The sequence below is a fragment of the Bradyrhizobium denitrificans genome (assembly GCF_013179005.1).
Classification (GTDB): Bacteria; Pseudomonadota; Alphaproteobacteria; order Rhizobiales; family Xanthobacteraceae; genus Bradyrhizobium; species Bradyrhizobium denitrificans.
This window is the reverse complement of the sequence record NZ_JABFDP010000017.1, coordinates 91,624-113,590: the sequence shown is the minus strand read 5'-3', so window position 1 is coordinate 113,590 and position 21,967 is coordinate 91,624. Positions and strand designations below refer to the sequence as shown.

25 protein-coding genes are annotated in these 21,967 nt (G+C 65.3%); 13 read left to right on the top strand and 12 right to left on the bottom strand.

The genetic code is table 11. The annotated features are described in order from the left end of the window. Nucleotides 1-6: 6 nt before the first annotated feature. A complete protein-coding gene (locus tag HL671_RS19875) occupies nucleotides 7-249 on the bottom strand; it encodes a zinc-finger domain-containing protein (RefSeq protein ID WP_012045191.1) in 243 nt (80 codons plus the stop codon). A 296-nt stretch (nucleotides 250-545) separates the two neighbouring features. On the opposite strand from HL671_RS19875, the gene HL671_RS19870 reads away from it, so the two are divergent. After that, nucleotides 546-1,697 (top strand): hypothetical protein, encoded by a 1,152-nt coding sequence (locus HL671_RS19870; RefSeq protein WP_012045190.1) that lies wholly within the window; start codon nucleotides 546-548, stop codon nucleotides 1,695-1,697. Between the two features lie 45 nt (nucleotides 1,698-1,742). Next, nucleotides 1,743-2,492, top strand: a complete 750-nt coding sequence (locus HL671_RS19865; RefSeq protein WP_012045189.1) for an alpha/beta fold hydrolase — start codon at nucleotides 1,743-1,745, stop codon at nucleotides 2,490-2,492. A gap of 239 nt (nucleotides 2,493-2,731) precedes the next feature. On the opposite strand, the gene HL671_RS19860 is transcribed toward HL671_RS19865, so the two are convergent. Next, on the bottom strand, nucleotides 2,732-4,132 hold the full coding sequence (locus HL671_RS19860; RefSeq protein ID WP_172237750.1) for a hypothetical protein: 1,401 nt from the start codon (nucleotides 4,130-4,132) through the stop codon (nucleotides 2,732-2,734). 425 nt (nucleotides 4,133-4,557) lie between these two features. Here HL671_RS19860 and cysE point away from each other — a divergent pair, with 425 nt between their 5' ends. Beyond that, nucleotides 4,558-5,385, top strand: coding sequence for a serine O-acetyltransferase (cysE, locus tag HL671_RS19855; RefSeq protein ID WP_012045187.1), 828 nt, complete (start codon nucleotides 4,558-4,560; stop codon nucleotides 5,383-5,385). A gap of 303 nt (nucleotides 5,386-5,688) precedes the next feature. Next, entirely contained in the window at nucleotides 5,689-5,901 is a 213-nt protein-coding gene (locus HL671_RS19850; protein ID WP_006611186.1) for a DUF3126 family protein, read from the top strand. Nucleotides 5,902-6,077: 176 nt separating this feature from the next. On the opposite strand, the gene HL671_RS19845 is transcribed toward HL671_RS19850, so the two are convergent. Beyond that, nucleotides 6,078-6,776, bottom strand: a complete 699-nt coding sequence (locus HL671_RS19845; protein WP_012045186.1) for a hypothetical protein — start codon at nucleotides 6,774-6,776, stop codon at nucleotides 6,078-6,080. A gap of 192 nt (nucleotides 6,777-6,968) precedes the next feature. Between HL671_RS19845 and HL671_RS19840 the strand changes: the two genes are divergently transcribed. Together HL671_RS19840 and HL671_RS19835 are read left to right on the top strand one after the other, a co-directional pair. Then, nucleotides 6,969-7,298, top strand: coding sequence for a DUF6949 family protein (locus HL671_RS19840; RefSeq protein ID WP_012045185.1), 330 nt, complete (start codon nucleotides 6,969-6,971; stop codon nucleotides 7,296-7,298). Between the two features lie 86 nt (nucleotides 7,299-7,384). After that, on the top strand, nucleotides 7,385-7,915 hold the full coding sequence (locus tag HL671_RS19835) for a gamma carbonic anhydrase family protein (protein ID WP_012045184.1): 531 nt from the start codon (nucleotides 7,385-7,387) through the stop codon (nucleotides 7,913-7,915). A gap of 31 nt (nucleotides 7,916-7,946) precedes the next feature. Here the strand turns inward: HL671_RS19835 and HL671_RS19830 are convergent, their stop codons facing one another. Then, a complete protein-coding gene (locus HL671_RS19830) occupies nucleotides 7,947-8,114 on the bottom strand; it encodes a hypothetical protein (RefSeq protein WP_012045183.1) in 168 nt (55 codons plus the stop codon). Between the two features lie 204 nt (nucleotides 8,115-8,318). On the opposite strand from HL671_RS19830, the gene HL671_RS19825 reads away from it, so the two are divergent. The 3 genes from HL671_RS19825 to HL671_RS19815 all read left to right on the top strand — a co-directional run bounded on the left by HL671_RS19825 (nucleotide 8,319) and on the right by HL671_RS19815 (nucleotide 9,581). Next, on the top strand, nucleotides 8,319-8,837 hold the full coding sequence (locus HL671_RS19825; RefSeq protein WP_172237747.1) for a hypothetical protein: 519 nt from the start codon (nucleotides 8,319-8,321) through the stop codon (nucleotides 8,835-8,837). Between the two features lie 149 nt (nucleotides 8,838-8,986). Continuing rightward, on the top strand, nucleotides 8,987-9,280 hold the full coding sequence (locus tag HL671_RS19820; RefSeq protein ID WP_041750868.1) for a hypothetical protein: 294 nt from the start codon (nucleotides 8,987-8,989) through the stop codon (nucleotides 9,278-9,280). Between the two features lie 148 nt (nucleotides 9,281-9,428). After that, nucleotides 9,429-9,581 carry a hypothetical protein gene (locus tag HL671_RS19815; RefSeq protein ID WP_012045180.1) on the top strand — a complete coding sequence of 51 codons (153 nt, stop codon included), beginning with the start codon at nucleotides 9,429-9,431 and terminating at the stop codon, nucleotides 9,579-9,581. A 100-nt stretch (nucleotides 9,582-9,681) separates the two neighbouring features. Here HL671_RS19815 and HL671_RS19810 read toward each other — a convergent pair whose 3' ends face one another. The 6 genes from HL671_RS19810 to HL671_RS19785 all read right to left on the bottom strand — a co-directional run bounded on the left by HL671_RS19810 (nucleotide 9,682) and on the right by HL671_RS19785 (nucleotide 14,966). Continuing rightward, nucleotides 9,682-10,569, bottom strand: coding sequence for a dienelactone hydrolase family protein (locus HL671_RS19810; protein WP_041750867.1), 888 nt, complete (start codon nucleotides 10,567-10,569; stop codon nucleotides 9,682-9,684). Between the two features lie 327 nt (nucleotides 10,570-10,896). Further along, complete coding sequence (locus HL671_RS19805; RefSeq protein WP_012045178.1) at nucleotides 10,897-11,418, bottom strand: hypothetical protein; 522 nt, start codon at nucleotides 11,416-11,418, stop codon at nucleotides 10,897-10,899. Nucleotides 11,419-11,759: 341 nt separating this feature from the next. After that, the gene (locus tag HL671_RS19800; protein ID WP_172237744.1) at nucleotides 11,760-12,179 is read right to left on the bottom strand and encodes a hypothetical protein; all 420 of its coding nucleotides are present in this window, start codon (nucleotides 12,177-12,179) and stop codon (nucleotides 11,760-11,762) included. Nucleotides 12,180-12,647: 468 nt separating this feature from the next. Further along, nucleotides 12,648-13,274 carry a transglutaminase-like cysteine peptidase gene (locus HL671_RS19795; RefSeq protein ID WP_012045176.1) on the bottom strand — a complete coding sequence of 209 codons (627 nt, stop codon included), beginning with the start codon at nucleotides 13,272-13,274 and terminating at the stop codon, nucleotides 12,648-12,650. Between the two features lie 331 nt (nucleotides 13,275-13,605). Further along, nucleotides 13,606-14,220, bottom strand: coding sequence for a PilZ domain-containing protein (locus tag HL671_RS19790; RefSeq protein WP_041750866.1), 615 nt, complete (start codon nucleotides 14,218-14,220; stop codon nucleotides 13,606-13,608). Between the two features lie 188 nt (nucleotides 14,221-14,408). Then, the gene (locus HL671_RS19785; protein WP_012045174.1) at nucleotides 14,409-14,966 is read right to left on the bottom strand and encodes a PAS domain-containing protein; all 558 of its coding nucleotides are present in this window, start codon (nucleotides 14,964-14,966) and stop codon (nucleotides 14,409-14,411) included. Nucleotides 14,967-15,514: 548 nt separating this feature from the next. Here HL671_RS19785 and HL671_RS19780 point away from each other — a divergent pair. Then, nucleotides 15,515-16,309, top strand: coding sequence for a rhomboid family intramembrane serine protease (locus HL671_RS19780; protein ID WP_172237741.1), 795 nt, complete (start codon nucleotides 15,515-15,517; stop codon nucleotides 16,307-16,309). A 395-nt stretch (nucleotides 16,310-16,704) separates the two neighbouring features. Then, nucleotides 16,705-17,133: a CBS domain-containing protein gene (locus tag HL671_RS19775; RefSeq protein ID WP_012045172.1), complete on the top strand. Its 429-nt coding sequence runs from the start codon at nucleotides 16,705-16,707 to the stop codon at nucleotides 17,131-17,133. Here the strand turns inward: HL671_RS19775 and HL671_RS19770 are convergent. Continuing rightward, a complete protein-coding gene (locus HL671_RS19770; protein WP_012045171.1) occupies nucleotides 17,120-18,151 on the bottom strand; it encodes a patatin-like phospholipase family protein in 1,032 nt (343 codons plus the stop codon). The two genes, HL671_RS19775 and HL671_RS19770, sit on opposite strands and share 14 nt — an antisense overlap. Before the next feature lie 252 nt (nucleotides 18,152-18,403). On the opposite strand from HL671_RS19770, the gene HL671_RS19765 reads away from it, so the two are divergent. Then, entirely contained in the window at nucleotides 18,404-19,489 is a 1,086-nt protein-coding gene (locus HL671_RS19765) for a hypothetical protein (protein ID WP_041750865.1), read from the top strand. 62 nt (nucleotides 19,490-19,551) lie between these two features. Continuing rightward, a complete protein-coding gene (locus tag HL671_RS19760; RefSeq protein WP_172237738.1) occupies nucleotides 19,552-20,547 on the top strand; it encodes a methyltransferase domain-containing protein in 996 nt (331 codons plus the stop codon). Between the two features lie 88 nt (nucleotides 20,548-20,635). Here the strand turns inward: HL671_RS19760 and HL671_RS19755 are convergent, their stop codons facing one another. Continuing rightward, a complete protein-coding gene (locus tag HL671_RS19755; protein ID WP_172237735.1) occupies nucleotides 20,636-21,772 on the bottom strand; it encodes a helix-turn-helix transcriptional regulator in 1,137 nt (378 codons plus the stop codon). Nucleotides 21,773-21,967 lie beyond the last annotated feature (195 nt).

Genomic DNA, 21,967 nt, shown 5'->3' with positions numbered 1-21,967 from the left:
GGACGATCAGGCCACGTCCTTGAGCACGCATTCCGGCGGCCGCGCTTCGCCGGCGGCGAGGTCAGGCGCGTAGCGGTACAGCGTCGAGCAGTAAGGACAGATGATTTCCTTGTCGTTGCCGAGATCGAGGAACACGTGCGGATGATCGAACGGCGGGTTCGCGCCCACGCACATGAACTCACGCGAGCCGATCTCGATGACGGGCACACCGGCATCGTTGTGGAAATGCGGGACGATGTTATCGGCCATCGGTTTCACCTCGAGTGGCAAGAAGAGCAGAGCGGATCAGCACGGGGAATCGGCCGACGGGACAGGAACGATACGCCGTGCCGTCGCGAAACGGCGGCGCACCATACTGAGCCATAAGGCCAATTCCTAGGATTGGGAACCTGCGTTGGGTGTGACGCACGCCGTTATTTTTGCGCTTGTGGATTCGACACAAACCAGATGCGCCCGAGAAGCCCTTCTTTCGTCGGGGCCGTTGTGTGCCGGGCCGGACATCCTATGTCTTCACCTGAATATCCACGCGAAAACGTGAACACGGCGTGATCTCGAATCGAATCAATCGCGGTATCGGTCTGGCCGTGGCGGGCCTTGCCATCAGCATCGCCATCGGCGCGGCGCTGTATCCGCATGCCTATCATGCCGGAGCCGTGCTCGACGCGGCAGACGATCCGGCGCGGCTGTCGGAGCTGCAGATCGCGCCGCTATTGCAAAGCGATCCGACGCGCATCTCCACCGGTATCGAGGAGGCGCTTGCCGCCGGCGATCCCGATCTCGCCGACAGCTTCGTGGCACTCGCAAACGCTCATCATCTCGCCCTCGATGAGAGTCAGGTGCAGCGGGTGACCGAAGCCTTGGCTGCGGAGAAGGCGCCGGCGAGCGTGGCGAAGCGCTTTGCGACCGGGCTCGTTACCGGTCAGGCCGATGATGTCGCCAGCCTCTCCGGCACTGTCGCCGGCGATCTGTTCGTGTTCGGTGACATCCGCGACGCCGTGCGCGAAGGCAAGCATCTGGTGATGGGCGAGGAGACCGACCGCCTCGTGCTGGGCCTTGCCGCGGCTGGCCTTGCCGTGACCGCCGCGACCTATGTCTCCGCCGGCACCGCGGCGCCGGTGCGCGCCGGTCTGACCCTGGTGAAGGATGCCCGCAAGGTCGGCCGGCTCGGCGAGGGACTGGCGGCCTGGGCCGGACGGTCCGCGCGCGAGGTGGTCGATGCGCCGATGCTGCAGCAGGCGGTCGCCTCCGGCTCGGTGCTGCGTCCCGGAGAGACCGCGACCGCGATCAGGGCGGCGTTCCGGGCCGAGAAGGCCGGTGCCCTGGTGCGGCTCGGCAAGGATGTCGGCCGCATCACCGAGAAGGCCGGAACGCGCGGCGCGCTCGATTCGCTCAAGCTCGCGGAGGGGCCGAAGGACGTCGCCCGTGCGGCCCGTCTGGCCGAGGCCAAGGGCGGCCAGACGCGCGCGATCCTCAAACTGCTCGGCCGCGGCGCGCTGCTGCTGACGGCGGGCGCGTTCAACCTCGCGCTCTGGCTGTTCGGTGCACTGATGACGCTGTTCGGGATGCTCGGCTCGCTCAAATCGATAACAGAGCGCGCCACCCAGTCCGCGATCGATCGCGGCAAGCGGCGGCGATTGCGGCAGGCGCAGGCCGCTGCGGCCAGACCCGAACTGGTCGCCGCCGCCTCCTGCGGCTAAACTCCGTCGCAGCATCTTCATTCTCAACTCCGGGACCGCAGGCCGATGCCGAGCTTTCACAACGGCGCCGTCGAAATCGCCTTCATCGATGAGGGGGAGGGCGATCCGATCGTGCTCGTCCACGGCTTCGCGTCGACCAAGAATGTCAACTGGGTTTATCCAGCCTGGGTGTCCGAACTGCGCAAGGACGGCCGCCGCGTCATCGCGCTCGACAATCGCGGCCATGGCGACTCGGCCAAGCTCTACGATCCCGCGAGCTACGCGATCGCGGAGATGGCCAGTGATGTCACCGCGCTGATGGACCATCTCGGGCTCGCAAGCGCCGATGTCATGGGCTACTCGCTGGGCGGTCGCATCGCCGCCCATATCGCCCTCGCCAGGCCCGAGCGCCTGCGTTCGGCGATCTTCGGCGGCATCGGCATGGCGATGATCGAGGGCGGCGGGCCGGGCGAGAACGTCGCCGCGGCGCTGGAGGCGCCGTCGATCGACGAGGTGACCGATCCCGTCGGACGCACCTTCCGCGCCTTCGCCGACCAGACCCGCTCCGACCGGCTGGCCCTGGCCGCCTGCATGCGCGGCTCGCGCGGATTGATCTCGCGCGAACAAGTCGGCCGCATCGCCGTGCCGGTCCTGGTCGCCGTCGGCACTGCCGACGAGGTCGCAGGCTCCGGGCCGGCGCTCGGCGCGCTCATTCCCGGCGCGGAGGTGCTCGATATTCCCAACCGCGATCACATGCGCGCCGTCGGCGACAAGGTCTACAAGGCTGGCGTGATCGATTTCCTGTCACGGCGTTGACGGTCGATCCGAGCGCGAGCTGATGGGCCGGCAGCCGGCCGGGGCGCTCGCGTTGGGTCACGGCCCGGTCGGAGATCCAGATCAGCGCTGGCTCTCTCCTCCGCCATTGCGAGCGAAGCGAAGCAATCCAGGGTTCTGGTGGGTCCCTGGATTGCTTCGCTTCGCTCGCCTCGCAATGACGTGGGGAGAGATTGTGCCCACCAAACAATTGCCGCCTGGACGGCCGCGGTGCCCGCGCACTACGGCGCTGCGTCGATGCGTTCGCCGCCGAGCCAGCGTGCCGCGGCGATCAGCGCGGTGAAGCTGGCGATCCAGACCAGGCGGGCGCCGTAGCGGTCATGGGGACCTGAGATCACGCCGCAGATCACGGCGTTGCCGAGCAAAGCGAGCGTCACGGTCACGGCCAGGAGGGCGACATCATCGCGGCGCCGGCGCCAGATCGCATGGGCGGCGATGGCGGCCACCGCCAGCATGGATCCGAGCGCGACCGGCACGTGGAGCCAGTTCACGACCGCGAAATTGATCTCCCAATGCTGCTGATGCGCCGCGCGCATCTGCTTTGTCTGGGACGGGATGTAGCGCTCGATGATGCCATAGGTGTGCGGCACCCAGCCATTGGTGCCTTCGCCGGTCGCCACATGCAGCAGCTGCTCGACCGTGGCAACCGCCGCCGCCTTGGCCTGCCACAGAGGATAGGCCGCGAGCGACTGCTTCACGATGAACCCCATCTCGTCGTTCATGCCCTCGAAGCGGCCGAGCTTGTTGAACATGCTGTTGCCCCACAGGAAGTCATCCGCTGTGGGCGGCAGCTCGTTGCGATAGGGGCAGAGCTTGAGCTTCTCGCGTGCGCAATGGTCTTTCAGGTACTGCGCGACGATGCCGTCCTGGAGCATGCGGCCAAAGGCGACGCCGGTGCCGCCCGGTGTCCATGCCAGCTGGCCGGACAAGGCGACGTTGGCCGCGAGCAGCATTGCGGCTCCGGCGACGATGGTCAGGCTGGCCTGCACCAGGCCGGAAAGCGCGATCTGCCGACGGAGCCACGGATAGGCCATCCAACCGGCGCAGCACAGGCCGAACAGCACGCCGAGCGTGGCGCTGTGGGTGGCGGAGGCGAACGCGACGAAGCCGAACAGCGCGCATTTTTCGAGCGGTGAGATGCGCTGCGCCTGCGTGACCAGGATGAACAGCGCAAGCACCGACAGTCCGGCAAAGATGTCGGTCAGCAGCATGCTGGCAAGCCAGGGCAATGCGGTGGTCAGGATCAGCAGCAGGCCGATCCAGAGCAGGCGCAGCGGCTGGGCGAGCCCGAGCACACGCAAGGTCAGCTGCAGGATCCACAGCGTCGCCAGCGCCTGCAGGCCGAGATTGAGCCAGAAGCTGGAGCCTTCGCCCCAGTGCAAATAGAGCCCGAACACGGTCGAGCGGCTCGGCACCAGGTAGCCCTCATACCAGCGCGCGAGATAGCCGCCGGTGTCCCACTGCAGCAGCGGATAACCGTTCCACAGCGCGGGCGCCACCAGGAAGATCGGAATGACGATCAGGGGGAGCCAGGCCGATCCGGCCTCACTCGCGCGTTCGTCCAGGATCTGAGTGTTGCTGATGCCTGCGTCCCCCGGTTCGGAGCACCATGGCCAAAACATGGCCCTTGCGGTATTCATCAATAGACGCAGCATGATGGATGGTAAAGCCGACCCCGTGTTCCAGCGGGGGACGGCCAGCCATCTGTCCTGCCTTGGTTCCTTTTGCGCAACGGGCGGGGCCGAGACGCCTGGACTTGTCTCGCACCAAGCTGACGTCAAGCTGACGTCAAGTCTCTCAAGAAGGCGGAACCCGCCACCGCGAGGGCTTGCCCCGCCTTGATTTCCGGTTCCGACCGACCAATTTGAGCCGACGCGGGGCCGCTGGACCCCGCGGTATGGCCGGCAAGTAACGGAAATGTCTCAATCCCATGTTCTATGGGGGCGAGGCAGGCTGGAATGGATCGGTCACCCCGAGCAGCTCGCGGAGGACACCGTTTCACGCGCTGTGCTATAATCCCTGCCGATTGAATATGCGAGAAGCTGCCATGGCCATGCACCAGACCAACCCACAGGGCGGAAAGCTTGCTGCGCTCGATCCGATCTGGGATCGGATCCGCCACGAGGCCGAAGAGATCGTCCGCCGCGAGCCGGAGCTCGCGACCTTCATCTATTCGACCGTGCTGCATCACAGCAGGCTGGAAGATTCGGTCGTGCATCGTGTGGCCGACCGACTCGATCATTCCGCGTTGTCGGGCGACCTGATCCGCCAGACCTTCGACGACGCGCTGCGCGACGAGCCGGACCTCGGCCACGCCTTTCGCGCCGATCTCGTCGCGGTCTATGATCGCGATCCGGCCACCGCGCGCTTCATCGATCCGTTGCTCTACTTCAAGGGCTTCCATGCCCTGCAGACCCATCGTCTGGCGCATTGGCTGCATCGCAAGAACCGCAAGGATTTCGCGTTCTATCTGCAGAGCCGCTCCTCGGCGGTCTTCCAGACCGACATCAATCCGGCGGCCCGGATCGGCCGTGGCATCTTCCTCGATCACGCCACCGGCTTCGTCTGCGGCGAGACCGCCATCATCGAGGACAACGTCTCGATTCTGCATGGCGTGACGCTCGGCGGCACCGGCAAAGAGAATGAGGATCGCCACCCGAAGATTCGCCATGGCGTGCTGATCGGCGCAGGTGCCAAGGTGCTCGGCAACATCGAGGTCGGTCATTGCGCGCGCATTGCTGCGGGATCCGTCGTCGTGAAGCCGGTCCCGAACAACGTCACGGTTGCAGGTGTACCGGCGAAGATCGTGGGTGAGGCGGGCTGCGCGGAGCCGTCGCGCACCATGGACCAGATGATCAACGCGATCGGGATCTGAGCTGGAAGGCAGCTGCGTCAATCTCGAAGTCAAGAGCTTTTCAACCGCGGAATTTCGTGCGAACACACTGACCGTCTGTGGATCTGACGATCCGTCATTGTCTCGGCGGAGTGAATGTGAGATCCACGGCGTCCCCTTCAGCTTCGTTCGATAACGCTTGGTGCGACAACGCTTGGTTCGACAACGCTTGCGCTGCCTCGCCAAGATCAACGGGCTGGATGATCGAGCTCAAGGACACGGGCGTGTCGCTCCGTCACGTCCTTCAGACAACACGCAAACCTCGCTGCAATTGGAGATTCACCCGTGGACGTTCAGGAAGTCAGGAAGCTCGACGCGTATTTGAAGCGCGTGTTCGGCAATCCGAAGATCCGTGTTGTGCCGCGGCCGAAGAAGGAAGACTCCGCCGAGGTGTATATCGGCGAAGAGTTCATCGGCGTGTTGTTCGTCGACGACGAGGATGATGATCGTTCGTTCCAATTCCAGATGGCCATCCTGGAAGACGATCTCGTCGAGTAGGACGCGCGCGCTCAGGGATTCTGCGTCGGTCCGGGCGGCGTCGCCTGCATGAGCGTGAGCCGGAGCCCGGCGGGCTTCGGCGCAAGCGACATGGGGTGCACCGGGAGAGTGCATGAGATCGCGAATGTCGATCCTGTCGACATTCCAGGCGTCGCCAGGCAACGCTGCAGCGCGAACTACCTGGTCGGGTGCATCTGCGTGGTCAGCCGCTCCATCGCGGCCGCGACGTCCTGCCATTGCGACAGCCAGCTGCGCGGAAAGCGGAAGATGAGATCCGCTCCCTCGACCCGGCGTTCACTCAAGCACATCCCCGGCGTCGCTGCGTCACGTGTGCATCGCGCCACCAGCATCGGCTGCTCTGCGAGGAACAGATCCTCAACATCGTAAGGCGTACCCGAGCGGAAGTTGCGCATGCTCAACCCGTCCTGCACCGACACGACATTCGGGTTGAGATAGCGCGGATAGATCGTCTTCAGCCGCGCCTCCGGCGACAGCGCATCGTGATGCGCTGCGATCGACACGAAGATGCGATCGATCGGGTGCGGTGCCTGATCGATCTGATCGGCGCTGACGTGATGCGGTGCCTCCGGCGGCGTCAGCGACGGATAGTCGAAGCCGAGATCGACGCGCTCCTGCGGGCCGGTGTGACGCTGGATCTTCACCCGAATGGCTGCCGCGGGCACGTTGAACACGGTGCCGCCAATGCTGACCGGCAGGCGCTCCGGTCCCTTGAACGCGCTGGCGCGCCATGTCGGCCACAACAGATAGGCAACCAAGGCCGCCGCCAGCGTCGCCAGCACGGCGCCGGCGATGATCGGCACGGCATGACCATGGCCGTTCGAAGGACGGGCACTGCGGACCGAAAACATCGTCATGGCAGGCAGGGGATCTCTGGACCGAATCAGTCCGGACTATGCCACGGCGAGGCGGTTTCTGCAGACCCATGCCGTCAGGTGGCCGCGCGCCTCGCGCGGGCCGAATTAACCCTTCCTTAAGGCTAATGTGGCGGGCGGGCGGGGATTTTGCCAACCTGTCTCGGCAAGTTCTGCAGTGTGAGGGTGCGTTCGATGTCGGCCGAGGCGTTCAATTCCCTGTTCTCGCTTCTGATCGGTTTCGCCCTGGCCGGCGCCTTGGCGAGCGGCTATCAGGCCTATTCCGAGCGCCCCGCCGGCTTCGAACTGCTGCAGCAGGGGGTCACGCCGCAGCGCTTCGCCGCCGTGCCTTTCCTGGTATTTGCCGCTCCCTTCATCATCATGCGCAACACGCTGCGAGGCGCCCGCATCGAGCGCCGCCGCTTCGAGTTCGTGATGCTGGCCACCGTGATCGCCGGCTTCTGGAGCATGATGTCCGGCACCTTCGTCGTGATGACACTCCGTGCCGCGGGGGTGCTGACCTAGTTCCCTGCGTTGTTGTTGTCGGCTCCGCGGTTGCTTGATCATCGCGTCAAGGCTGTGCGAAGGTCCTCCGCGAATGGGAGACCTCGATGGCCATTTACGAACTCGACGGGCAGGCGCCCGAGCTGCCGGCGGACGGACATTACTACATCGCCGACAACGCGACCGTGATTGGCCGTGTTCGTCTCGCCAAGGAGGTGACCGTGTGGTTCGGCGCGGTCATTCGCGGCGACAATGACTGGATCGAGATCGGCGAGGGCTCCAACATCCAGGACAACGCGACCTGCCATGTCGATCCCGGCTTCCCGCTGCGTGTCGGCAGGAATTGCACCGTCGGCCACAATGTGATCCTGCATGGCTGTACCGTCGAGGACGACGCGCTGATCGGCATGGGCTCGATCATCATGAATGGCGCCCATATCCGTCGCGGCAGCGTCGTCGGGGCGGGCGCCATCATCACCGAAGGCAAGGACTTTCCGGAATATTCGCTGATCATCGGCGCGCCTGCGCGCGTCGTTCGCACGCTGGAGCCGGAGCAGGTCGAACGGATGGGCATTGCCGCGAAGGCCTATATTGCCAAGGGGCCTCGCTACACCAAGGGCCTGAAGAAGATCGGCTGAGGCCTGCCGCGCGTTGCGCGGTGGGCTCGCTTCACGTCCCCTCGGACTCATTCGCCTCGCGCGCGCTGGCAACGCGCTCATGGCCGCTCGCCCACAGCGCATGCTGCTCGCTGCCGTCCTGATAGGGATTGGCCTCGGCCGGAATGTTCTCACGCGCGGCGCGCTCGCCCTGTTCGAATGGATCGGGGTCGGTGCTCATGCCGATACTTGGCTCCTCGTCGTCGGTTGGCGGCCCGCTTTGCCCGCCAGCGGCCGCGATCAGCAGCGCTCTTGCGCAGGCATGTTTCGGGCCCTGCCTGCGCAGCGCCTCTACTGTCCTCATCCCATCAATCCTGTTGGATCCAACCTGGTTCCGGAACGCGGCCTGCGCGGTCGGGTTGAAAGGGGAAAGGGAGAGCATCCTATGGCCAGATTTTCATTGGGCACTTTGATCGTGATTGCAGGTCTCACCACGGCGACCGCCGTGTTCGCGCAAGGCGGCGGTGGTGGGGGCGGCGGAGCAGGTGGTGGTGCCAGCGCCGGCGGGGCCGCATCTGGTGGCGGCGCAGGCGGCGGAGCCGTATCGGGTACGACGACGAGCGGGAGCGCGGCTGGTGCTGCTGCGGGCACCGCAGGCGGCGCCAATGCAGCAAGAACCGGCATTGGAGCGAGCGGCATCGGCACGAACGGCGCCAGCAATGGCGCGGCGCTGTCGCAACCGGGCGCGCCCGGCACCAATGGCACCAACAGCCTCGGCACGGCGCAGTCCTCAGGCTCGGGCGGATCGGGCTCCAATGCAGGTGTCACGACCGGCGCTGGACGTGGCGCGGGAGGCACGGCGGCCACGGGCCCCAACCGTGCCGGCGATTCGACCGATGCGACGATCCAGCAGGAGAACAGCACCGTTGATCGGAAGGTCAAGAGCATCTGCCGCGGTTGCTGAAGATTGCCCGCTGCGGCAGCGGCTATATCGAGATACCAAGATCGCGCAGATGTGAGCGGGCCTGCCTGCGTCGTGTTCCAAATCCGGCTTAAACGATGCGGTGACGCAATGATGCTGTCATTGCGTGGGTTGGATTTGGAGACGCATCGATGCGCATGAGATTAATGGGATTGCTGGCCGGCGGCGTGCTGGCGATGATGCTTGCACCGGGGACGGCCTCGGCGCACGGGCCGGGCGGCTTTCATCACTTTCATCACGGCGGATTCTATCACGGCTTCGGTCCCGGCTTCGCGCTCGGGTTCGGCTTCGGTTCGCCCTATTACTACGGTCCTACCTACTACTACCCCTACACATACGAGGATCTGGGCGGCTGTTATGTCGCGCGCAAGCGCGTGCGAACAGCGCACGGCTGGCGCTATCGCCGCGTCGAAGTTTGCGAGTGAACCTGAGCGCGGGGTGACGCGTTGGGCGATCACCCGACGTTAATCACGACCCTTCTTCCTTGATCGCCGCGGCGCTGGATTGAGCGGCGATCGGGACAGAGCTGGCGCACTGCTTGCATCGAACGAAACCCTTGCATGGGACACAGGCATGATGAACTCACTCACATCCCCCGAACTCACGATGCTGTTCATGGGCGTCGTCCTCAGCCTCGGCACTGCGCTGGTCTGGATGGTCTATGAGCTGGAGCAGGGCGCGCGGCAGCCGGCGAAGATCCGCCGCGACCCGCCCCAGATCGGCTGATTGCCAAGGCCGCTGGTTCGCCGACGTACGAAGCGGGATGCGCCCGGTGCTGCTGTACCGGGCGAAATCTTGATGGCGAGCGCGTGGTCGGCAGGCGCGCTCAGCTCAGAACGCCGTACTTCTTGAACCAGGCCTGCATCTGGGCCCAGGCATCCTCCGCGGCGTCCTTGCGATAGCTCGGGCGGTAATCGGCATGGAAGCCATGCGGCGCGCCAGGATAAATCTTGAACTCGGCGGTCTTCTTGTTCTCCGCAAGCGCCGCCTTCATCGCCTCCACGCTGGCCACGGGAATGCCGGTGTCGGCTTCGCCGTAAAGACCGAGCACGGGCGCCTTCATCTCGGGGGCGAGCTGCGTCGGGTTCTTCGGCCAGAGCGGGTTGGGCGCATCGGTCAGCGGACCGTAGAACGCGACGGCGGCCTTCAGCCCGGCATTGTGGGCTGCATATTCCCAAACATTCCGGCCGCCGCGGCAGAAGCCGACGATGCCGAGCCGCGAGGTGTCGCCGCCCTGTGACTTCGCCCAGGCCACCGTCGCGTCGAGATCCGTCAGCAGCTCGGCATCCGGTTTTGCATTCACGATCGGCAGCAATTCTTTGATGTCGGCGATCTTGGTCAGGTCGGTGCCCTTGCGGAAATAATAGTCGGGTGCGACCGCGAGCGCGCCGAGCTTGGCCAGGCGGCGGGTGACGTCCTTGATGTATTGGTGCAGGCCGAAGATCTCCATCGCGACCAGGATGACCGGAGGATTGCTGGCGCTGGCGGGCCTGGCGAAATAGGCCGGCATCTCGCCGTCGGCAACCTTGATCTTGGCGTCGCCAGCGTTGAGGCCGTTGGTATCGGTGGTGATGACCTCCGCCCTGACCGGACCGGCGGCCAGCGTGTAGCCCGCGGTGACGGCCGCAGAGGCCGTCATGAAGCCACGGCGCGAGAAGGGAGCGGCTTTGGTCAGTCCGATGACATCGGACGTCAGGGCAGGTTCGACGGACATGGGGGAGCTCCTCTGCATGGGGGTGGTATTGAGCAGAGAATGATCGGTGAAAAGCAAGTCACCAGCCGGCGAGCCGGCCGCCCTCAATCAGATCCCTGTCGCTCTGCCAAATTCCTGTTGCGCCGCAAAGGGAGCTCAAAAAAACAAGGCCGTCGGCGCAGTATGACGCCAACGACCTTGCCAGCCCCGGATATTGAAATTGGCCCTGCGCCATCCTGAAATTGGCTCGCCATCCGGTAAGCCGAAGATGGCCCAACTCGTGGCGGGGTTTTGTGAAACACTTCACAAGACCCCGGAAAAATTCGGCAGCAGTTCTACCGTTTGGTGTCAGGATCGGCTGCGGCGATGCCGGTGACCGCTGCGGCTGGCATGGGCGCGGCTTCGGATGTTGCGATTCCGGGGCGCGGCTGAGGCCTGCTCCGACGCCTGGGTGCTGGCGAAGGACTGCCGAAGCCCGTCGACCGTGTCTTTCAAGGTCGAGACCTGGTCAGTCAGGCGCTTGGTATCGGCCTGCTGGGCGGCCAGCAGGCGGCGCATGCTCTGCAGCTCCTCCTGCATGCTCTGCAACTGATCGATCGATTCCTGCTGGCTCGCTTCGAGGCCCTTGGTCTTCTCCACGAGCTGCTCGGACGCCTGCACCGTCCGGGCCTGGATCTGTTTGGTCAGTGCGACGGCGCGTTCGGTCTCGGGTGGGCTACCGCCATAGGCTCGCCATAGCATGATACCGCCGATGCCGGCGATCAGCACCGCCAAGGTGGCGGCCGCGAGCGCGATCGGGTGCGAGCTCCTCGCGGGGCTGGTGCTGGATTTGTCGAGATACAGTCTGGTGTCGCGCGTCACCGGGTTCATCACGAAACCACCCTAATCGAAAACAGGTTCTCGGATTCACTCCCGAAATGCGGGAGAGGCGGAAAGCTCGAGCAAAGGATGTTGTCCGCTCAGCCCGGATCATTGGTGCCTAACGGACGAACCAAGTCCTGAGGGTTTGATCGGGGAATCCGACAAAAGAGAGGCTCGTGCGTCCAAAAAACGGCGCCCGTGCCGTGCGCCCGCGCCTGCGGTCGCGAACTCGGGCGGAGTTGGACGCGGCGGGGCAACCGCACGGCCGCGTCGTGCCGATATGTTGCGGTCGGTGCCGGGGCCGGCGCCGCTTCAGGCCGTCAGCGCCAGCAACGTCGGAGGGGCAGTGTCTATTGGGGGGAGTTGCAGTTCCGGCAGATCGTGAGCTTCTGCTTCAAGCGCGCCTCGTCGGCGAGGTCTGCGGCCTGTTCTTCCTCCCAGCTCATCCGGCCGCGGGAGGCCGAGCCTGATTGCGAGGACATCACGTCGACCCGCGAGTCGCCTCTGCTGCGCTTGCCGCCTTTGCGCGGCGAGCTGATATCCGGCTCCGTGACCAGATCGGTATCTGAGGAGGCAAGCCGTCCGTCCAGATCGGCCGCAGCGATGGCCGTCTGCGGGCCGGCGCCGGTCGGCGCAGCCGCCATCGCTGGAGCTCCCGCGGGCGCGTCGGCCGAGGCCAGCGGCCCGGTGCAGCCGGTTCCCGACATGCAGCAATTCGCCAGCGTCAGGGCCACGGCCAGCAGCGTCGCGCTTCGCAGGAGGATCATCATGCCAATCACCTGACCCCGACGGTTCCGGGAAAACAAAGTTGGGTTGGCCGAGTCGGCCCGAGCTTGAACCTACACGCGAAGCAAGGCCGAAAAAAGTTGCAGCCAACGTTTGCAGCGGCGCTCGGCCAGGACTGCGTGCCTTCGGCGGCGCGCTGCGTGGCGTTCGAGCCCGCCATGCGAAGCTAACAGGGGCTGCTTGCCACGACCACGCCGAAACCCCTCGTCGCGATCCCATGCATCGACCGCCACATCCATTGCCGCCCCCAGATGTCGCCATCGCGCTGGTCGATGTTTGCCGGCCGGAGCAAGCGCGCTGCGGCTTGGCCTCCGGGCCAAGCAAGGCCTGGAAAAAGTTGCGGCCAGGCCTTGGGGGAGGCCTGGCCGCGCGCGAACCGGTCTGGGACGGGGAGGGGTGGGGATGTGACCGGGTCGCGTAACTCGAATGATGTGGTCTCGAAGCCTCTCTGATCAGCGCTCCTTCGCGCTGGCGGTTGCCACGGCCGGGCGACCGTCGCCGAGCGAAACCCAGACATTCGGGTCGCTCTGCGACTGCCGCTTGACGAAGCGGTAGCCGGTCTCGGTCCAGGCGACGACGTTCTCGTTCTGATTGTCGAGAACGTACTCGCCCTTGTCGGTCTTCACGGTGAGGACCGCGTGTCCCTCACCCTTCTTGTCGCGCACCACCGTGATCAGCAGCGCCTCGCGGGGCCAGCCGGCATCGATCAGCAGCTTGCGCTTCAACAGCACGTAATCCTCGCAGTCGCCGTAACCGTCGGTCGGCAGCGACCATTTCTCGACCACGCCCCAATGGTCCATGTCGGTGATCGGCTTGACGTTCTCGTTCACCCAGCGATTGACTTTTATCAGGTCGCGCCACGCCGTCTGGGACAGCACGATGTCGCGGGGCTGTGACGCGCCGCCGCGGCACTCCTCAGGGGTCTCGGTGCAGAACTCGATCCAACCGATCGGGGCCCGCGTGGTGTCGCCGAGGCTCGCATACAGCACCCGGTCATCACCGGCATGGGCAGCTGCCCCCATCGCCATCAGGATGGCGATCACCGCCAATCCTTTCGCCTGTCCCGTCCGCTTGACCATTTTGGCCCCCGTTTTGTTGGGACCATGTGTCTCACAAAGATTTTTCGCTGCCGCTAAATCGCCACGATGGATTTGACGTAAATCCAAATAAAACAAAGGGATAATTCGAATCCCTGTTGAATCGAATAAGCCTAAAATTTGAATCGATCGCAGTTAGTTCAAATGCGCTGCATTAAGCCGCGCAGGGCTGTTATTGCAGCGTCGCGCGCGCGCTCAGTCGCGCTCATTAACTGCAATGGATGGCTTGGGCGGTGGCCGAACGCGACACGGCGCCCGCGATGGCGGACGCCGTGTGCCCCGTGGAGTTGCGGGATTTGCGGAACTTGCGGCTTTACCGCGCGGTAACGCTCTCTTCGAGCGTTTCGGCAAGCTGCGGATGGACAAACTCGATGGCGAAGCCGCCTTCGAGATTTCGCACCACGCGCGCCTGCACGCGGCCGAGCATCACCTGCGATTTCATCGGCGGCCGGGTCTCGGCGGCAATGGCCGCGCCCGACAGCGACATGTCGATGATGCGGCAGGTCATCTTGGTGCCGTCCTCGAGCGTCAGCACCGCGATCGGGTTGCGCGGAATGATGCGGTCGTGGCGGCGATCCTCCGGCAGATTGAGTATGTCGCGATTGGCGAGCCAGGTGAGCTGGGCGGCGAGCTTGTCGCGCTTGCGCGCGGTCGCGCCGATCGTCATCGCAAAGCCGTTGTCGATGATGCGGGTGATCTTGCCCTCGACACGGCCGATATGGTCGAGATAGGCGATCACGCGGTCGCCGACATTGCCGATGCCGGGCGCCAGCAGCGCCAAGCCGCCGGGCGACATGTTGATCACCTGGCAGGGAAACTCACGGCGATCCGGCAGCATGTAGCGGCCGAGCAGGTGGACCTTGACCCGCTGGAAACGGCGACGCTCCTCGGCGGCCGGCAGAGACAGTTTTTTGTTCGGCAACGCCATGTTTCGCCACTCAAAGCCGGCTCTTAACAGGGCCGGACGATCCAGCAACGAAACTAAATGCTGCAGGGTTAATTCAGCGTTATCGCAGCACCGCGCTTATGCATGTGGTTCGCGTTTTGCGGGAACTATGTAAGCCAAGGTGAGCGCGGGCCCGCATCATTCGGGGGCGCTTCGGGCGACGACAGCCCTCAGCGCAGCCCTTCATAGACCATCAGGCCGCGGGCGAGGGCGAGCTTGCGCAGCGCGCGCGGCACGATCGGCTCGGTTGGCACATGGAGGTAACGCCAGGACGCGATCTCCAGCGGTCCGAGCGCGCCTTGCGGCGTTTCGAACGGCGCGAGCAGGCCGGTCAGGCTGATCGGTTCATGCGCCCGCGTGGCGAATGGCAGCAGCAGCAGCTCGAAATGGGCGGTCGTGCGATCGGGGGCCTGTGCGGTCACGCCCGCAATGGCGGGCAGCGTCTCCTCGCAGACGACGGTCGTGATCTCCTCGATCTCGCGGCGGCTCGCCGGCGCGAAATGCGCCGGAAAGCTCTTGTCCTTCACATCGCCGCCGAGCAGGGCGCACAGCCGGGTGCCGGCCATGCGGAACGGAAAGCCGCTGTCGGCATCGCAGGACAGGACAAAGCTGTCGCCGAGCAGTTCGCGCACGGCAGCGGGTTCGAAGTCGCCGCGCTCCGGCGCCTTGGCATGGCCGCGCCGATCGTTCCAATAGGCGAAGAACTCGCGATTGGACGGATGTTTCATCTGGATGACCCCTCGCGCCGTCGACGCTCCCGAGACATCGCTGTCTCGTTTTCGTCCAGGCGCCTCCCTGGTTTGTTGTGCAGGAGGGGCTGTGCAGCGTCCATGCCGATGGTGCGATCGTGCCGGCCTTCTCCTCGGCTTCCGCGCGTTAAGGTTAAATTAACGATGTGCTTGGCGAAGGCGTTGGGGCCGTTAAGATCGCGTTCACCAAATCGCGGCGGAAGGTGGAAGGTCCGCCGCGGATCGGTTGAAGACACGAGGCGGCGTCAAACAGTCCGGTCACCGCGACGGGGAGGGGTGGGGAACGACCCCCGGGCTTCCCGCGACGGAAAGGCTGGCGGATCTCGAGGGAGGGTTTTCTCAGAACCCTCCCTCTTTCATTTGGTCGCTTTGATTGGTCCCATTCATTTAGTCCATTGTTTTAGTCGCTTGGGTCGCGGCTCGCGCCGCCGGCCGCGCTCGTCATCAACTCTGCATGTGCGCGCTTGCGCAGATCGGCGGAAGCCGCCTATCTGACGGGTCTGTTCCTCCCGTGGAAGGCGTTCGTTTTGGATTCCCCGTCAGACCTCCCGCAAGATCCGCCGCTGGCCACGTCGCGGGAACCGATCCTGAACCTGCCGGGGGCGCTGACCGCCTACATCGTCCTGATCGCGGCCATCCATCTGCGCGTCCTGCTGCCGGAGGATTGGGACACGTTGATCATCGACCTGTTCGCCTTCGTCCCGAAACGATACGACCCCACGCTGATGGATGGGGCGTTTCCCGGCGGGACGCCGGCCAAGGTCTGGACGTTCGTCACCTATTCGCTGCTGCACGCCAATCTGACGCATATCGGCTTCAACGTGCTGTGGCTGCTGCCGTTCGGCAGCGCGCTGGCGCGCCGCTTCGGCGCATTCAGGTTCTATCTGTTCATGGCGGTCACGGCGGCCGCCGGCGCGCTGGCGCATCTGCTCACCCATGAGCACGCGCTGGCCCCGATGATCGGCGCCTCGGCCTCGGTGTCCGGGACGATGGCGGCCGCGATGCGCTTTGCGTTCGTGAAGGGCAGCTTTCTGTCCTTCAGCCGCGGCGATGCGGATGTGGCGGCGCGCGTGCCGGCGCTGTCGCTGTCGCGTGCGCTGCGCAATCCGCGGGTGCTGGCGTTCCTGGCGATCTGGTTCGGCGTCAACATCGTGTTCGGCGCTGGCGGCCTGTCGATCGGCGCCGAGGGGGCCAATGTGGCTTGGCAGGCCCACATCGGCGGCTTTGTCGCCGGCCTCATCCTGTTCGCGCTGTTCGATCCGATCACGCATGTGCGTGATGATGCTGCACCTGCGCTGCCGTCGGATGTCATCGATCGTTAGTTGCCGCGATCCTGCGCTTGCGAGCGGCGCCGATTTCATTCATCATTTGCGACAGGTGCAACCGGGGCACGACTCCGGGCGAACAGAGCGGGCTGTTTTCATGAGGTCATGATGCGGCCTGCCGGCGCGATTCAACCAGAGCGCGACTGGTGCATTGCCAGACTGTCGATGGACGCAGACTCTCGATGGACGCTGCGTGAGATGCGGTCCGAGACGCATGGTGCGGCTCGCAGCCACGTCGTCGACCAACTTCTCTAAGACCAACTTCTCTAAGACTCGCTGCCTCAAGAGTAAGACTCGCTACCTCAAGACTCGCTGACTGAAATCTGCTGCAAGCATCGGCCGTCACGACGCCTCGATGAGAAGGGCGCACCGGCCTTCCAAGGAGACGAGCAATGACAGTACGTGCGATCCTCGACATCAAGGGCCATCAGGTCGAGAGCGTCGAGCCCCAGACCACACTTGCCGACGCCGCCAAGCTGCTCGCCGACCGCAAGATCGGCGCGGTGTTGGTGATGTCGGGCTCGCGGATGGAGGGCATCCTCTCCGAGCGCGACATTGTGCGCTCGCTCGGCGAGCGCGGTGCCGCGGTTCTCACCGAGCCCGTATCCGGCGTGATGACGCGCCGCGTCGTCAGCTGCCGGCCGGCCGACACGGTTGCGTCGATCATGGAGACGATGACCACCGGCAAGTTCCGCCATCTGCCGGTCATCGACGGCGGACTGGTGGTCGGGCTGATCTCGATCGGCGACGTCGTGAAATGGCGCGTCCAGGAATATGAGGCCGAGCAGGAAGCGCTGCGTCAGTACATCAAGACGGCGTAGCCCCGCTGCCGGTGGTCGGCGCTGCGGCTCCGGTCGGCTGGCCGATCGCCTCCTGGATCGAATCCAGCGCACGTTCGGCCGCCCTGGTGCCGAACGCGATCAGATCGGCTGCGCGATGAAAATCGAACCAGCCGATCTGGCCGACGCGTGGCGAGATCAACAGGTCCGGCGGGTCGCCGGCGAGGCGGGCACGGGTGATGCGGTCCTGCATGATGTTGAAGGCGTCCACCATCACCGAGGAGATGCCCGGCCGGCCGCCGCCGCCGAAGAACTGCCGCTTCACCGCGCGCTCGGGCGAGAACAGCTTGCCGAAGCGGCGCCGCGGCGGCGCGCTCTCCATCACTGTCTCCGGCACCTCGACCGGCTGGCCATGCGAATAGATCGTGGTCGAATGCGTGAACACGTCGCTCGACAGGTTGGCGGCGATCACGATCTCGGCGCCGAGCGCGCGCGCGGCCGACACCGGCACCGGATTGACCATGGCGCCGTCGACCAGCCAGCGGTCGCCGATCAGCACCGGCGCAAAGATGCCGGGCAGGGCATAGGAGGCGCGCATCGCGTCCACCAGGCTGCCATGGGTCAGCCAGATCTCATGTCCGGTGCGAATCTCGGTCGCGACCGTGGCGACCTTCATGGGCAGTTCTTCGATGGCGACCCGCCCGAGCGACGCCTCGAGCTGGGCGGCGAGCTTCTCGCCGCCGATCAGGCCGGAGCCGTTGAGACGGATGTCGAGATAGCCGAGCACGTTGCGCATCTGCAGGCTGCGCGCCCATTCCTCGAGCGTGTCGAGCTGGCCGGCCGCATAGGCCCCGCCGACCACGGCACCGATGGAGGTTCCGACGACGACATCGGGCACGATGCCATGCGCCATCAGAGTCCGGATCACCCCGATATGGGCGAAGCCGCGGGCTGCGCCGCCGCCAAGGGCGAGGCCGATCACCGGCTTGCGAATCGTGCCAAGACCGACATTGTTCTCCTCTGCTCCGCTCTGGCGGCGTCCCATCAACATGTCCAGCACGGTCATCTCCACGCATACGCCATTCGGGGACGAGGAACCGGCCCGCGGCACATCGTCACCGAGTCTCAACCCAATCCTACCAGAAGCACGTTTTATACCGGTTGACGGCGCTACGAGATGCCGCCGATTTGATGTTGCCGCAATGAGCGGCCGCGCAAGCTGACAACAGGCGCGAGCGGGGATGCGCGGCGGGGGGTCTCCGGGTGCGCTCAGTAGAGGCTTGAATTTGCCGCGTTTTCGGTCAAAAGCAGGATGATGACGACAGGTCGCGGGTTCTCCAGATTCCGGCGCAGCGGGCGGCTTTGGCTGGTGCTCGCCTTGTCGTGCCCGCTCACCGGCCTTGCGATATCGCCCGCCGCAGCCCAGCTGTTCAGTGATCGGCCGCCGCCGGTTCCGCCCGCGTCGGTGCCCGACCCCGGGCCGGCGATCAATCTGGCGCCGCCTTCTGGCCCCGGTGCCGGTCCTGTCGCGCCTCCACCAGCCGTGCCGCAGGCCTTGCCGGGGCCGCCGGTCGCCGCGATTCCACCGGGCGCGCCGGCTGGACCGCCGCCGGTCGCAGCCCCGCCGCCGGCGGCGCCCAACCAGGGCGTCTTGTCGCTGTCGGCGCGCTACGGCAAGGATCTGCCGAACATCAATGGCGGTCTCGTCTGGCGCGTCTTCGCCGACCGGCCGGACGAGAGCGGCGCCTTCAAGATGCTGCGCGAGGATCGTGGCGCGACGCCCAATATCGTGCTGCCGCCCGGCAATTACGTCGTTCATGTCGCCCTCGGTCTCGTCAGCGCCGTCAGGGCGGTGAACCTGAAGGCGGAAACCGATCGCGAGTCGTTCGTGCTGCCGGCCGGCGGATTGCGGCTCGAAGGGCGGGTGGGAACCAGCAAGATCCCGCCGAACCAGATCTCCTTCGCCATCTACAAGGGCAGCCAGTTCGACGGCCGCGAGCGGGCGCCGATCGTTCCCAACGTCGCGGCCGGCGACGTGCTGATGCTGCCCGAGGGCACCTACTACATCGTCTCCAATTATGGCGACGCCAACTCGGTGGTGCGCTCCGACATTCGCGTCCAGGCCAGCAAGCTGACGGACGTCACCGTCACCCACCGCGCCGCCGTGATCACCTTGAAGCTCGTCTCCGACAAAGGCGGCGAGGCGCTCGCCAATACCGCCTGGTCGGTCATCAACCCCGGCGGCGACGTGATCAAGGAATCGATCGGCGCCTTCCCGAAGGTCGTGCTGTCCGAAGGCGACTACCGCGCCATCGCCAAGAACGAAGGCAAGGTGTTCGAGCGCTCCTTCAGCGTCGTCAACGGCGTCGACGGCGAAGTCGAGGTCCTGGCGCGCTGAGCGCGCAGGTGCCGTAGCCCGCAGAGCCGCTCATCCCGTCGCGCTCTTAGCCCATTTGGGTCATGCCGGATCACGCCGGCGGTGGCACTGCTCAAGCTCGTCGGTGGGCTGGGAAGAGCGATATCTTGGACAGGCTGGACCTTTCGGATCTGGAGCGCGAGGTTGCCGCGTTCTGCCGGTTTTTCGCGTCGATGCCGACGAATCCGGCGGAGGCGATGCACGGCACCGTGTCACACATGCACGCGCTCTGCGCCGCGCTGGCGCGGCATCCGCGGGAGCTGTGGCGATCGCGCGACATCCAGGACGTGCTGCAGGCTGCGATCAGGCTGCAGGCCGCATCGCCCTTCGTGCGCCGCCTGCGCGAATGGCCGCGGGGCTATCCTGGCGATTTCGAGACCATAGAGCTTCTCGTCCAAGGAGCCGAGCTTCCCACCGGCGCCGACCCCCGCAGTTGGATCGATTGGTATGCGCTGAACACTGTGATCGGCCAACAGCACCGCAACAAGATCTGGTGGCAGTATCAGCGGATGAGCGCCGTCACGCCGGCCAACATCCTTGCGCTGGGCTGCGGCGGCGGCGCTGATTTCAACCTTGGCCCGCATCGGTTCGAACGGTCGCACATCGTGCTCCTCGACCTGGATCAGGACGCGTTGCTGCTCGCCGAGGATCGGCTCCGGCGATATTGCGACGTTCGCACCATCTGCGCAGACGTCCGCAGGGGGCTGCGCAAGGCTCAGGACGACGGCCCGTTCGAACGCGTCGTGTGCGGCGGGTTGTTCGACTATCTGGACGATCGCATGATCGTCGTGCTGCTCAAGGACATCCGGGAGCGCCTGCTCACCTTCAGGGGATCGGTTCTGTTCACCAATATCGCCGAAGGCAACCCGTTCCGGTGCTGGATGGAGGCGATTGCGAACTGGCACCTGATCCACAGGTCCGAGGCCGACATCGCGCGGCTGGTCGCAGAAGCCGGCTTCGACCTGTGCGGGCTGAGGATCGCGCGCGATGCCACCGGGCTGACGCTGCTCGTCGAGGTCGCTCTCGACCCTCTGGCATGACCTGCCTTCGGCACGAACGTCTTGCCGATGAACTTTCCTTGCGCATGATCTTCTCGGAAAACCGGTTTCCACTTTTCCGGATCATGCTCTAGCGCAGCACCAGCCTTGCCAGCAGACCCACCAGCTCGCTCTGCCGGGAAATGCCGACCTTCTGGAACACCCGCTTGAGCACGTTGCGCGCCGTGTCTTCGGCGATGCCCAGCCGGTTGGCGGCATCCCTCGGCGGCAGTCCGGCGCCGACCAGGGCGGCGACCCGGGCCTCGCCCAGCGTCAATCCGAGGACGTCGCGGATGACGGCCGGATCCGCCGGCTCATCGAGCTTCTGCTGGATCGCGAGCACCATGGTGCGCGCATCGGAGAACAACATCTGGGCCGGGCTCGCTTGCGGCGAGATCGGCAACAGATACACGACGAGCCGGCTCGTCGTGCCGGAACTGACAAGGATCGGCTTGGGGTCGGCAACGACATGACGGTGATCGTCGCGCGCGGCAAGGGCGATCATGTCGTCGATCGCCGCGCCTGACGCTCCGGTTCGGATGCGCAGCCGATCGCGCGCGATCTGCAGGTCGCCCCCCAGCAGAGCCTGTCCGGCAGGATTGCAGAACACGACGCGGCCCAGGGAATCGAGCACGAACACGCCGATGCCGAGCCGCGCCAGCGCATCGCCGAGCCCGAACTTGGCAAGCTCCGCATCGATCAGCCGGATGGTGAGGCGAAGTGATTTCTCGACATGCTGTCCGATGCGGCTGAGCAAATCGAGCTCCGCATCCGAATAGTCGCGCCGGCCCACCTTGCCTTGCAGGCTGAGCAGCACGCCGATCTCGGCATCGGGCGACACCGCCACGCCGGCAAAGGGGCCGAGACCATGCCTGATCCTGAACTGCACGAAGAACGAATCGGTGTCGATTTCCTGCTCCGAGCAAAGGTGGCGGGTCGCGTAGGGATGTCCGCTGAAAAAATAGCCGCGCTCGGTGGCCCGCAACGCGCCCGTGTCGCGCATCATCCAGCCGTTGGCTTCGTAGTCCCGCTGAGCCTCGACGAGATCAGGTGACACGATCGTGGCGTAGGAATTGTCGGCTCGGCGCCACATCAGCAGGGCGCCGGCATCGCCGAACTGGTCGGCGATTGCCTTCAGCGCCTGTGGCCAGCGCAGCGGATCCGATGCCGCGTCATAGATCGATTCAATGACTGCAATGAGCCGGCCGTCCGCCGGACCTGTATCCACCTGGACCGCTCACAATAATGGTCTTCGTGACGTGAAAAGACGTAACATGAAAAGAGATGTGCGACATGGCCGTCACAATCGTCAGGCTAACACCGCCGGCCGGACCTTGCCAAACGAAAATATCAGGAGCGCGCGGGCGCCGGGATCAGCGACAGCGCGGCGCCGCCGTCTCGCGCGCTCTCTCTCGCGCGAGAC